We start from the raw sequence: 12753 nt of genomic DNA, 5'->3' as shown, positions 1-12753 counted from the left end.
CACAAGCCTTTCACTCCGTTCTCGGCTTGCCCATCAGCAACAGCAGCGACAAGCCGGCAAACCCCGCCCCGGCGTAGAACGTCAGCGCCGCGCCATGGGCCTGCCACAGCCAGCCGGCGATCACGCTGGCCAGCAGCAGGGCCATTCCGCTCAACAGGTTGAACACACCGAAGGCCGTGCCCTTGAGGTCGGCGGGCGTGGTGTCGGCCACCAGGGTGGCGAGGATGCCCTGGCTGAAGCCCATGTGCAGGCCCCACAGCGCGACGCCGAGCAGCACCAGCGGCACCGACTCGGCATAGGCCAGCACCAGGTCGGCGAGGATCAGCAACAGCAGGCCGACGCTGAGCAAGGCGCTGCGGTTGATGCGGTCCGACCATTTGCCGACCGGATAGGCCGAGACCATGTAGAACCCGGCCATGACCACCATCACCAGCGGCACCCAGGCGGCGGAGAAGCCCAGTTGCTGGGCCCGCAGCACCAGGAACGCCTCACTGAAACGGGCCAGGGTGAAGGCCGCGCCGATGGCCACCACCCACCAGTAATGCCGGGAAAACCGCCGCAGCGAGGCCAGCCGCAATGGCGACTGGAAGTGCCGGCTGCCGGGGGCGTGCTCGGGTTCGCGGATGGCGAAGACCAACAGCGCCACGGCCAGCGCCGCGGGAATCACCGCCAGCCACAGGACCTGGGCGATATCGTTGGCCAGCCACAGCATCAGGCCGATGGCCAGGATCGGGCCGAGGAACGCCCCCACGGTGTCCAGCGACTGGCGCAGGCCAAAACAGGCGCCGCGAATTTCCGCCGGGGCGACATCCGCCACCAGGGCATCCCGTGGCGCGCCGCGAATGCCCTTGCCGATGCGGTCCAGCAGGCGCGCGCTGAACACCAGTTCCGCCGAACTCGCCAGGGGGAACAGCGGCTTGGTCAGCGCCGCCAGGCCGTAACCCAGTAGCAGCAGTTCCTTGCGCCGGCCGATGAAGTCGCTGAGGGCGCCGGAAAAGACTTTCACGATCAGCGCCGTGGCTTCCGCCACGCCTTCGATGATGCCGACCGCCAGCATGCTGATGCCCAGGGTGCCGACCATGTACAGCGGCAACAGGCTGTGCACCAGCTCGGACGACACGTCCATGAACAGGCTGACGAATCCCAGCGCCCAGACCGTGCGCGGAATGCCGCGGCTCAGGGGCTTGCCGGTGTCGCTCATTGCAGGTTCCGACATGACAGACAGTCCTCAAGGGGTACAAATGCTACCGGTCGCTTCAAGCCTAGGCGCACAACGGCGGCCCTGCTGCCGTCACTCCCGTCGCAGCCGGCGCTCGAGGGCGGCGGCCAACACCGAGGCCTCCTGTTTCAAGGAGGCGCAGAAGGCCTCGACGAAAATCGACGACGGCCGAAAATCCGGGCGGATCAGCATGACCCGGTATGGCACCGACAACTGCAGCGGGCGGATCGCCAGGCCCCTGCCCGCCTCCTCCATGGCGCTCAGCGGGTTGATGATCGCCACCCCCAGCTGCTGGCGCACCATGGCGCAGACCGAGGCGGCATTAGTAGTCTCGATCACCACCCGGCGATCGACGCCGGCCTGGCGAAAATGCTCGTCGAGGGTCTGACGATAAATGTCCAGGCCTGACAGGTTGATGAAATCCACCCCGCGAAAGTCTTCGCTGTGCAGCAGCGGCTTGGCCAGCAACGGGTGCCCTTCCGGCAGGATGCACACCATGTCGGCGCAAAACAGCAGTTCGCCCTGGGTGCCCCGTGGCAGGTGTTCGCTTTCGGTCAGGCCCAGGTCGTGGCGCTGGGCGCTGAGGGACTCTTCCAGCAAGGGCGATTCCTGGGCGGTGATGCTCAGGCCGATGCCGGCGTGTTGCTCCTGGAAGTGCTTGCACACCCGCGGCAGCAAAGTCTGGGAGAACAGCGGCAGGCAGGTCAGGCTCAACTGGCCGTGCTCGAAGCGGCGGATCGATTGCGCCACGCTGTTGATCCGCTCCAGGCCGACATAGGCGCGCTCCACTTCTTCCAGCAACAGCATGGCCTGGGCGGTCGGCAGCAGGCGACCACCCTCGCGGTCGAACAGGCTCAGCCCGGACAGGCTCTCCAGCCGCGCCAGCTCGCGGCTGACCGTGGGTTGCGAGGTGAACAGCAGGCGCGCAGCGCCGGTGACGCTGCCGGCCTGCATGATGGCGCGGAACACCTCGATATGGCGCAGGGAAATGTCCACGGCTTGCTCCTCGGTTTGAGACGTTGATTCACACAAGCCATATCAGAACTGAATCGAGATACAAAGAATAGATATTTTATTGAATACGCCGCCCTCGGCATCATGCAGGCCTCTTTCCTCGCCACAGACGATTGCCATGGCCATTCCCTTTTCTCCCGAGCAACTGACCGCCGCCGCCCGCCAGTACGGCACCCCGTTGTGGTGCTACGACGCGCGGACCATCAAGGTGCGCATCCAGCAACTGAAGGCCTTCGACGTGGTGCGTTACGCGCAGAAAGCCTGCTCCAACCTGCAGGTGCTGCGCCTGATCCGCGAGGCCGGGGTGCGGGTGGACGCGGTGTCCCTGGGGGAAATCGAGCGGGCGTTGCTGGCTGGGTTCAGCCCGCAAGGCGATCCGGCCGGCATCGTCTTCACCTGCGACCTGTTCGACACCGCCACCCTGCAACGGGTGGTGGAGCTGAACATTGAGGTCAACGCCGGTTCCATCGACATGCTGCGCCAGCTTGGCGAGAAATCCCCGGGCCACCGCGTGTGGCTGCGGATCAACCCGGGCTTCGGCCACGGCCATAGCCGCAAGACCAACACCGGCGGTGAAAACAGCAAGCACGGCATCTGGCACGAACAGGTCGGCGAAGCCCTCGCGGTGATCCGCCAGTACGGCCTGAAGCTGGTGGGCCTGCACATGCACATCGGTTCCGGCGTGGACTACGGGCACCTGGAACAGGTCGGCGCGGCCATGGTGGCCGCGGTCAAGTCCCTGGACCACGACATCGAGGCCTTCTCCATCGGCGGCGGCCTGTCCACCCCGTACCGCGCGGGCGATGAGCCGGTGGACGTGCGGCGCTATGCCAATGCCTGGCGCCAGGCCCGCGAGGAAATCGAAGCCTGGCTCGGCCACGGCGTGCGCATGGAAATCGAACCCGGGCGTTTCCTGGTGGCCGAGGCCGGCTGCCTGGTCAGCGAAGTGCGGGTGGTGAAAGACGCCGGCAATCATCACTTCGTGCTGGCCGACACCGGCTTCAACGACTTGATGCGCCCGGCCATGTACGGCGCCTATCACGCCATGAGCCTGATCGACGCCAACGGCCAGGCGGTGCAGCGTCCACTGCGGCCCACCGTGGTCGGCGGCCCGCTGTGCGAATCCGGCGATATCTTCACCCAGGACGACGAAAGCCTGACCCCGCAGTTGCTACCCCAGGCCCGGGTCGGCGACCTGCTGGTGATCCACGACACCGGTGCCTATGGCGCCAGCATGTCCTCCAACTACAACAGCAGGCCACTGCTGCCGGAGGTGCTGTTCGAGGATGGCCAGGTGAGACTGATCCGCCGGCGCCAGCCGCTGGCGGACCTGCTGGAACTGGAGATGGGGTTGTAAGGGCCTGAGATGCAACGTCCCAGGTAAGCGGGGGGACGATCTGCCTGTCCCCCCTTCCAGACATCGCCCCTTGATCGACGCCGGGACTTCGTGGCCAGCCGCTGGAGTACTGGCCACGCCAATCAAAAAGCCTGCCCCGACGCCGGGTACCGCCTGGCGCTAGCCCTCGACCACCACCAGGAACTGGCTGTAGCGATCGATGCCGTCCTTGGACAGTTCAAGCCCGGTCTCGCCCATGCGCGACATCCACTTGCCGTTGTCGCCACGCAGGGAAATCTGCCCGCTGGCGGTATCGATGGCATAGGAGAACTGGCAGTACTGATCGATGCTGTCCTTGGACAGTTCAAGCCCCGTCGCCCCCATCCGCGACATGAACTTGTTGGTGTCGCCCTGCAATGCCAGCTTCTTGTCGTTGCCGATCTGGATCAGGGTGACCCTGAACTTGCAGTACTGGTCGATGGCGCCCTTGGACAGTTCGAGCCCTGTCGCGCCCATCCGCGACATGTAGTTGCCCGAGTCGCCGCGTAGCGAGATGACAGTACCGTTTTCAATCACACGTTGAGGAAGAACGATCATGTTTGGCACTCCTTGCTGATTGGGTAGGTTCCCTGGTGTAACCACAGGCGCAGCAATGCCTTGGCAACTCATGACCGCGCTCATCCCGGAGGGATATTCAACGCCTCTGGATTGCCTGCCGCAGGCGCAGTGTAGTCGAGCCTTTGCCGGCTCCCGGGGCGCCCGGGAGACAACTGGACCAGCGGTTGCCGCGGCCCCGCCGCCCTCAGATCAAAGCGCTATGCACGGCCAGATGCAGACGCCACGAGGCTATAAAAAACCGCGGAGCGCCAATGCTCCGAAGAGCCCGGAGTCGAGTGCCGGGACAGCTTCACAGCTGGGCTGTGAAGCCTGTCGGGGGGAAGGATTCAGTCTTGCTGGGGGTTCATGTACCGCGAGAAATTCTCGATGTAGTCGGTGAGGTTCTCTTCCATCATCAGGCGGAATTCCTCGACGAAATAATCCACCGCCTGCTGCTTGGCCGCCGCCAGTTCTTCGGCGTTGCGGCAACCGCAGGCGCTGACCCAGGCGGCGAAACGCGAGTTGGCGTACATCAGCGAGGCACTGGCCTTGCCGCGGCTGCTGTCGCCGATATGGGTGTTTGCCAGTTCGATGATGGCATCGGCGCGGTTGTAGAAATCCTGATCCGTTTCGTTGGCCAAGGGGCATTCCTCTTGAAAGTGGGCAGATGAGCGATAGGCAATGAAACATGAGCCTGAAGACAGCCGGCGAGTATAAGAGCCTCGCGCCCAACCATCGACGGCTTTTACTGCCTCGCGCCCTGCCGTATTCAGCCAGGCCAGTGCCGCGCCAGCACCTGCGCCACCTGCGGGTGGCGGTCGATGCGCTCCAGCAGATCGCAACACTCGGGGCGTTCGCGCCGCAGATGCTCGCGCGTGCCGCACCAGCGCGACACCACCGCCGCCTGGAAATCCAGGGCCGCCAGGGGTGAACCACTGGCGTACAGCTGCGTGGCGAACTGATCGGCGAACACCTCCCAGTTGCGGTGCAGGCGCTCATGGGCCGCGTCCCGCACCCGCGCCTTCAGCGCTTCATCGGCGCCCTGCAGCCAGCGCTCCGGGTAATCGATCACGCTGATCGCCGAGTAGCAATTGGCGGCGATAAACACCAGCCCGCGAATGGCCTGCGCCCGGGCGCCCTCATCCTCGGGCAGCAGCGCCGAGCGCGGATAACGCAAACCCAGCTCGATCAGGATCGCCGCGCTCTCGGTGAGGACACTGCCGTCCGGCAGTTGCAGGGTCGGGACCTGTTTCAGCGGATTGAGCCGCGCCAGCTCATCGGCTCCGGGCGACGGCGCCCAGGACGAGGCTTCGACGATGCGGTACGGCACCTGGCAACACTCCAGGGCGATCTCGACGATGGCCGAGCCGGAGCCTTGTGTCCCATAAAGTTGATACATGACCATCCCCTCGCTTGACTGGGCCTTGCATCTGACGGGTTGCTTACGCGGGTTGTTCACTCCAGTACCGGAAGTCCGCGAGGCGATAGGTCGGATGCTGATGGATAGCCTCGGCTGGCACGCGCAGCACGCTTCCACGGTAGCTCAAAAGGTAAAGGCTCAGCGGCTCGGGAACCCGCATGCGCCGCACCAGGAAATGGATCAAGCGATTGAGCATGCCAAAGCGCTCGATCTCCAGCCGCATCCCGGCCTTGACCAGCAAGAACTTGCCGCAAGCAGAGAACCGGGTCTGGTGAGGGACAAGCTCAATGACGCTGGGCTAGAACCTCGACGCGCAGCACCCCGTGAGCGCCCGTCGAACAGTCGATACGCACCGGTAAAAATGCCTCGATCACCCGGATATTGCTCTGCAGGTGCTCGCTCATGCGCGGGGTGGTGAAGCTTCCGCCGCCGGCCAGGGCCATGGGCAGCAACAGTTGATCGGCCAGGTGCTCGGCCACCGCCGCGCCGGAATCCAGCCACTCGCGGGCCTGGTCGATAGCGCGATCGGCCACGCTTTCGGCCCGCAGGCTGCTCTGGCCAAAACCGCTGAACAGCTCGGTCAGGTGCTCGAAGACAAACTCCAGCAACAACACGTTGCCCGGGCCGCATTGCTCATCCAGGCGCACCGGGCTCAGGTGCTCCCGAGGCAGCTCCAGGCGAGCGCCGACGCGGCGCAATTCGCGTTCCGCCACATGCTCCGGCAGGCCGGCGCTCAGGGCCCAGGCCCGACGCCCGAGCAGTTCGCCACGCTGTTCCAGGTGCAGGGGTTGCAGGGTCGAGGGCTGGATAAAGGCTTGCAGTTCGCCACCGCCGGCGGGAACGAAGCCATGGCGCAGCAGCTGCAACTCCACCTGCCCGCCCATACGCCGCAGTTGCGGCAGCCAGGCCTGCTGGAGGAAATCCACCGGCGGTGCCAGCGGGTTGTGGGTGCCGCCGCTGATGCTCACACGGCTGGGCTCCGGGGCTTGCATCAGGGCCGGCAGCAGGGTCTGCAACACCAGGGTGCAGCTGCCGGCGGTGCCGATGGCGAAACGGTAGTCGCCGCCGCGAATCGGTCCCGGCTCGAAGGTCAGCGCCCGGGAACCCAGCTCGGCGCCCGAGACCCTGGCCGCGCAGACCTGCGCGGCCGCCAGCACCGCGGTCAGGTGCTGGCGCAGCAACCCCGGGCGACTGCGCCGGGCCCGTATGTTGTGGATGCGCAGGGTCTTGCCGGTGAGCATCGACAGGCTCAGGGCACTGCGCAGGACCTGGCCGCCGCCGATGGCGCCGTCCAGTTCGATGACATCCTGTTTCATCACATTCCTCAGGCATAACGCCGGACGCTGTCTCGCAAGTAGGCGTCCAGCACAGCGTTGTCTTGATGGGTGCGCGCCAGCTTGGGCACCGGGCGTTCCAATTCGGCGGCGATAAAGGCATGCAGCGCCGGGCGCCGCGGCCCGTAAGCAGACTCGTCGGCGCTGCGTTTCAAGGCCAGCAACTCATCCACTTCGTCCAGCAGTGGCCGGTGGTCGACGGTGCCCAGCAGCTCGGCGAAGGTCATCGGCGGCCGGCCGCGCCCCTGATCGATCCAGCGCACCGCCAGCAACGGCCGAAGCACGTAGAAGTACTTCTTGAACCGCACGCTGTCGCCTTGCAGGTAGCCACGGAAGTTCTTCCTGGCCATCGACAGGTAGTGATTGCGTGCCGCCGGCGGACTGTAGAAGGCCTCCGCCAACTCTCGCAGGCGCGCGGTTGCTGCCGGCTCGCTGCGATACACCAGGGGCGAATCCAGCCACTCCAGCAGGGTCGGGTTGGACTTGCGCAGCAGCCCGAGGGTCTTGCGCAACTCCCAGCCGCTGATGTCCAGCTCGTCGTCCAGCGGCCGCTCGATCACGTCCCGCCCGGTGTCCACCTGGATGAACCACTCGGGCTTCTCCACATAGACGAATCGCACATCGTAATCGCTGTCGGTGGAGGCAAAGCCCCAGGCCCGGCTGCCCGATTCGCAGGCATACAACACCTGTACGTTACGCTCGTGCTCGATCCGCGCCAGCTCATCCAGTACCCGCTCGCGCATGGCGCTGCTCAGCGGGTAGCGTTCATTGAATTGCATGATTCCTTGTCCTGTTCAATCGACGATCGCCAGCACCTCAGCGCTGGCCTGATCGCCTTGTACATCGGTATTCACAACAGGCGCTTGAGCGATCCGCGAGGCACTTCACCGGCCTCCTCCATCGCTTGCAACCGCTGCGCCAGGGCTTCTCGCAGTGGCTTGGGGGTCACCGGGTCGAACATCGCGTAGCGGGCATCGCACCAACGGGCCAGGGCCTCGCGCCAATAAGCGGCTTCGCTGCCCGCCCGATCCAGGCGACACAGCAGGTATTGCAACTGGCGCCAGCCCGGCTTGAGCCCCAGCAAGGCCCAGCGACGCGCCTTCGGCAGCGCATGCCAGTGCTGGTCCAGCCGCTGTTCCAGGGCCTCCTCGAACGCCGCCCAGGGCTGCTCGCGCAGCAGGCCGAGGGCGCAGTTGAAGACCTTGTCCGACGGATCGTCCAGGGCCGCCAACTGCTGGGCCACGCCACGTTCGCCGAGGGTCTGCAGGGCCAGCAGGCGCACCGTCAGCGCCTTCGAGGCCAGGGCCTGTTGCAGCATGGCATCGGCCTGTGACTCCCGCAGCTCCCTGACCAGCCCCAGCAGGCCCAGCCACTCGCGCTTGTTGCCCGGAGCCGGCTGCTGCAACCGGTCCAGCAGCACTTGCCGTGGGTCCAGCCCATGGCGTGGCGCGGCCCAATGGGCCAGGCAACGCAAGGCCCCCGAAGGGTCGAGCAGGGCCTGCGCCAGGTACCCGCGACCATCGGCCAAGCGTGACAACAGCAGCCGCAACGCCTTGACCCGCACACTGGCGCCACAGCTGCGCATCACCGCTTCCAGCAAAGGCACCGCCTGCTCGTCGGGCAGTTCGGCGCAGGCATCTACCGCCATCTGCCGCACGCTGACCTCGGGGTGGCGCAACGCCATGACCAGCAGCGCCGGCCGGTCCTCGACGCCCTCGAGCAACAGCTCGAAGACAAAGCGCGCGGCCTTGCCCCGGCAATCGCCAAAGGCCCCTTGCACTTCGTCGCGCACCTGGGCCAGTTGCAACACCGCGGTGGCCCGCTCCAGAGTCGCGCCGTGGTCGGTCCGCTGCTTGCTGGCAAGGGCCAGCAACGGTGCCAGGGTCTGCAACAGCAGCCCGGCGTGCTCCGGCGCCCAATACGCCTCGACTGCCGCGGCCGCCTCCTGGCGAACCTGGGGCACCCAATCGTTGAGGCGCTCCAGCAAGGCGGCCAAAGCCTCGGCCGATGGCTGCGCGGACAATCCACGCACCGCCGCCTGGCGCACGAAACCGTTGCCGAAGCGGCTCAGTTCCAGCCAGGCGCTGTGCCTGTCCAGGGTGTCCAACACTTCCCGCACCCGGCGGGCTTCGTAGTCGCTCAGCTGGTAATGCCAGCTGGGCGGGGCCTCTATTACTGCGTCCATGTCGTGCATTGTTCTACCCCTTGACGCACACCACCTGACGCAGGGTGTGCAGCACTTCCACCAGCTCGCGCTGGGCGTGCATGACTTGGTCGATGTCCTTGTAGGCCATCGGGATTTCATCGATCACCGCGGTGTCCTTGCGGCATTCCACATGGGCAGTGGCGCGGATCTGGTCGGCCAGGGTGAAGGTGTTCTTGGCCTTGGTGCGGCTCATGGTGCGCCCAGCGCCGTGGCTGCAGGAGCAGAACGCCTCCTCGTTGCCCAGCCCGCGAACGATGAAGCTCTTGGCGCCCATCGATCCCGGGATGATCCCCAGCTCGCCCTTCTTCGCCGACACCGCGCCCTTGCGGGTCACCAGCACCTCTTCACCGAAGTGGCGCTCCTTCTGCACGTAGTTGTGGTGGCAGTTCACAGCCTCCAGCGCCACCTCGAAAGGCTTGTTGATCACCTTGCGGGTGGCCTGGATCACCAGTTGCATCATCAGTTCACGGTTGTGCCGGGCGAAGTCCTGGGCCCAGGCCACGGCCTCGACGTAATCGTCGAAGTGCTGGCTGCCTTCCTCGAAGTAGGCCAGGTCGCGGTCCGGCAGATTGGCGATGTGCTGGCGCATGTCCGCCTGGGCCAGGTGGATGAACAGGTTGCCGATGGCGTTGCCCACGCCACGGGAACCGCTGTGGAGCATGAACCAGACCCGGTTGGCCTCATCCAGGCAGACCTCGATGAAGTGGTTGCCGCCGCCGAGAGTGCCCAGGTGCTGGCGGTTGTTGCTGTTGGCCAGCGCCGGGTACTTGTCGGTGATCGCCTTGAAGCGTGGCTGCAAGGCCGCCCAGGCGTGGTCGGCCTGGCGCGGCACGTCGCCCCAGGCGCCCTTGTCGCGGCCGCTGCGCGGCGAGGTGCGGCCATGGGGCACCGCCTGTTCGATGGCGCTGCGCAAACCGTGCAGGTTATCCGGCAGGTCGGCTGCGGTCAGCGAGGTGCGGGCGGCGATCATGCCGCAACCGATATCCACCCCGACCGCCGCCGGGATGATCGCGCCCAGGGTGGGGATCACGCTGCCGATGGTCGAGCCCTTGCCCAGGTGCACATCCGGCATCACCGCCAGGTGCTTGAAGATGAACGGCATCTTCGCGGTGTTCATCAATTGCTGGCGGGCTTCGTTTTCCACGGGCACGCCCTCGGTCCACATCTTGATCGGCTTGCCGTTGGCGACTTCCAGCAGTTGGTAGGTCTTGTGTTCCATGTTCCTGACTCTTTTTTCTGTGGCTGAAAATCCAGCCTTGTTCGGTGGCCGGTGGTCCGGCATAAAACGGCGACCAGTGAAGGCGGAACATGCAGCGCGCTCTGCCACTGAGCTAGCCCCTTGCGGTTGGCGGGAATCGAACCCGCGACCACGCTGTCCTGTAGTTCCACCGGCATTCGCCGGGTCAATCGGTGCAGGCAGGGCCTGCGGGCAACGACAAGAAAACAGGCACATTTGCTCTACCGACTGAGCTACAGCCTTGCGGCTGGCGGGATTCGAACCCGCGACACGATGTAGTACCTGTGGCATTCGCTGCCATCCCGCTCGGGCGGGAGAAAAAACTGCGACGACAAGGGTCGATGAAACAGTGCACTCGTGTTCTGACCTTTGAACTACGGCGCCTTTTCAGGCACCGGCGGGACTCGAACCCGCATCACGAATCTGGAATGTAGTTCCATCAGCATTCGTCGCTGAAACCGCAAAAAAGGTGGCACGACAAAGGAGGTGACTGATCGCCGGAATCGAACCGGCATAACCATGATGTACAGCCACTGGCATTCGTGCCTTCACAGGCCCTGACAACATTTGCTGGGACGTCTTTGGATGTAGTCACAGCGGCATTCGGGGCCTATGAACAAAAATTCTTCGGCGTGCGCCGGGTGAGCGGCGCACGGTTTATCTCATGCCTTGCCGATCAGGGCGCCATCGCCTCGATCGCCTCGACCCAGTGCTGCGCACCGTAGTTGCCCGCGGTGAACTGCTGGATCACATCGAACACCGCGTCACTGAAGCCGCCGACGTTGAGGATGTCCTCGCGGTCCGGTGCCTGGGTGGTAGCCCCGGGTTGCATATCGATGCACACCAGCCGCGCCTGCGGGTTGATGGCCTTGATCCGCTCCCACTGGCGCAGGGTTTCGGTGGCGCCATGGCGCCGCGCATCGATCCACGACTCGTTGTCCGAGACCAGGATCAGGGTGTCCACCTTGCACTTGGCGTTGGCCAGTTGTGCCAGGGGCGCCGAGCAGTTGGTCCCGCCACCGCCGATGGCCGCCAGTTTCTGCGCATTGCTCATCACGCTGTCCCGCGGGTTGAGGCGGATATCCACCACCCCGACCTCGAACGGCATGACCCGCGCCGCCGGCTGCTTGCGCAACACCGCTGCCGCCACCAGGGCCGCCACATCGATGCAACGCACCGCGGTGGTGGCGCCCTGGCGATAACCGGTGACCGGGCTGTGCATCGACCCCGAGACATCCGGGCACACCACCACCGCGCCTTGCAGCGCCGGCACGTTGGCCAGCGACAGCTCCAGGGCATCCTGCAACGCCTCGCGCACCGACTGCGGCACCTCGTCCCCGGCCATGCGGTAGGCCGCCAGCAACTGGTACGGGTAGACCCGGGCCTTGGCCACCTCGGCGGCATCCGCCAGCCGCGCCGCCACATACTCGGTGCAGCCCGGCACCTGGAACGCGCCATGGCGGGCCAGGGTGTTGAGGTTCATGCGCAGCCCCTGCCAGCCCATATTGTGCGCCTGTTCGGCCCATTGCTCGCGGCTCAGGGTTTCGTTGCCGAGCAACTGGAACGGCACCTGCGGCACCGCCGTGGTCGCGCCGCTGCGAAAGGCCAGCAAGGCGCGGGTCAGCTCGGGCAGCGCCTGCGCATCCACCGGCTTGCCGATCAACCAGGCGAAGAAGGCTGCGCGCCAGGCCTCGCTCGGCTTGGGGTGAACCATCTTGACCACGTCCGCCAGCGACGGCTGGTTACCCACCGAGGCCTGCAACAGCTGGCGTTCGCTGGCGCTGTTCAACCAGTTCTGCACCAGGCGCTTGGGCTGCGACCCCAGGGATTTACGCCCGGTCGCCCCGCTGCGCAGGATCTGCACGAAGTTGCGCAGCATCTTGCCGTTGTCCACCACCTGGGCGAACAGCTCCGGCACCAGGGCCGAGCGTTGCGCGGTCAGCGCCGCCAGCAGCAAGGCCGGCATGTCTTTCATATGACCCTGTTGCCGAGCGTAACGAGCGGCCTGGGCGACGAAACGGCTGTCGACTTCGTTCACCAGTTGCAACACCGCTTCCAGCTGGCCTTCGGGCGAGGTGTAGAAGGTCGAGTTCAAGCAACCGGTCACCGCCAGTTGGGCCAGGCGATGCTTGGCGTTGTAGGCATAGGCCGGGGCCTGGGCGGCGTTCAGGGTGTTGCTCGCTGGCGCTTTGGCCTGTTGGGTGTTGAACAGCTGGAAGTTGGCCATCTTGGCGTCTCGCTCTGTTGTCTTGTTCGTTGCCAGAGAGATAGCAGCCGCTGTGCCAATTTTATTTTTCTCCGCGAATTATTTTTTAAATGATTGATTTATAACGATTTTATTTTTAGATGTTTTTTCCTTGGCGAGTCTGCGAGACAAAGCTGCTGATAAT

General features: G+C 65.2%; 12 protein-coding genes and 1 tRNA gene. 1 reads left to right on the top strand and 12 read right to left on the bottom strand.

What is annotated here, in order from left to right:
* Positions 1-10 precede the first annotated feature (10 nt).
* A complete protein-coding gene (locus tag AC07Y9_RS29185; protein WP_102681438.1) occupies positions 11-1216 on the bottom strand; it encodes an MFS transporter in 1206 nt (401 codons plus the stop codon).
* A gap of 75 nt (positions 1217-1291) precedes the next feature.
* Entirely contained in the window at positions 1292-2215 is a 924-nt protein-coding gene (locus AC07Y9_RS29180; protein WP_007932667.1) for a LysR family transcriptional regulator, read from the bottom strand.
* A gap of 136 nt (positions 2216-2351) precedes the next feature.
* Here AC07Y9_RS29180 and lysA point away from each other — a divergent pair, with 136 nt between their 5' ends.
* Positions 2352-3590 (top strand): diaminopimelate decarboxylase, encoded by a 1239-nt coding sequence (gene lysA / locus AC07Y9_RS29175; protein WP_007932666.1) that lies wholly within the window; start codon positions 2352-2354, stop codon positions 3588-3590.
* A 159-nt stretch (positions 3591-3749) separates the two neighbouring features.
* Here the strand turns inward: lysA and AC07Y9_RS29170 are convergent, their stop codons facing one another.
* From AC07Y9_RS29170 to AC07Y9_RS29125, 10 genes are all read right to left on the bottom strand, one after another.
* Positions 3750-4166 carry a fascin domain-containing protein gene (locus tag AC07Y9_RS29170; RefSeq protein WP_007932660.1) on the bottom strand — a complete coding sequence of 139 codons (417 nt, stop codon included), beginning with the start codon at positions 4164-4166 and terminating at the stop codon, positions 3750-3752.
* A gap of 347 nt (positions 4167-4513) precedes the next feature.
* On the bottom strand, positions 4514-4807 hold the full coding sequence (locus tag AC07Y9_RS29165; protein WP_007932658.1) for a DUF3144 domain-containing protein: 294 nt from the start codon (positions 4805-4807) through the stop codon (positions 4514-4516).
* 128 nt (positions 4808-4935) lie between these two features.
* Complete coding sequence (locus tag AC07Y9_RS29160; protein WP_007932656.1) at positions 4936-5565, bottom strand: glutathione S-transferase family protein; 630 nt, start codon at positions 5563-5565, stop codon at positions 4936-4938.
* A gap of 43 nt (positions 5566-5608) precedes the next feature.
* On the bottom strand, positions 5609-5827 hold the full coding sequence (locus AC07Y9_RS29155; protein ID WP_256581007.1) for a hypothetical protein: 219 nt from the start codon (positions 5825-5827) through the stop codon (positions 5609-5611).
* A 43-nt stretch (positions 5828-5870) separates the two neighbouring features.
* Entirely contained in the window at positions 5871-6902 is a 1032-nt protein-coding gene (gene rtcA / locus AC07Y9_RS29150; protein ID WP_102681439.1) for an RNA 3'-terminal phosphate cyclase, read from the bottom strand.
* A gap of 8 nt (positions 6903-6910) precedes the next feature.
* On the bottom strand, positions 6911-7699 hold the full coding sequence (locus AC07Y9_RS29145; RefSeq protein ID WP_102681440.1) for a nucleotidyltransferase domain-containing protein: 789 nt from the start codon (positions 7697-7699) through the stop codon (positions 6911-6913).
* Between the two features lie 71 nt (positions 7700-7770).
* Positions 7771-9114 (bottom strand): HEAT repeat domain-containing protein, encoded by a 1344-nt coding sequence (locus AC07Y9_RS29140; protein WP_102681441.1) that lies wholly within the window; start codon positions 9112-9114, stop codon positions 7771-7773.
* Between the two features lie 4 nt (positions 9115-9118).
* Positions 9119-10345, bottom strand: coding sequence for an RtcB family protein (locus AC07Y9_RS29135; RefSeq protein WP_101337451.1), 1227 nt, complete (start codon positions 10343-10345; stop codon positions 9119-9121).
* A gap of 124 nt (positions 10346-10469) precedes the next feature.
* Positions 10470-10606 (bottom strand) — tRNA-OTHER (locus AC07Y9_RS29130).
* Between the two features lie 433 nt (positions 10607-11039).
* Positions 11040-12590: a TROVE domain-containing protein gene (locus AC07Y9_RS29125; RefSeq protein ID WP_102681442.1), complete on the bottom strand. Its 1551-nt coding sequence runs from the start codon at positions 12588-12590 to the stop codon at positions 11040-11042.
* Positions 12591-12753: the final 163 nt, after the last annotated feature.

The sequence above is a fragment of the Pseudomonas sp. GW456-L12 genome, from assembly GCF_059424045.1.
This window is presented reverse-complemented; position numbering and strand designations above follow the sequence as displayed.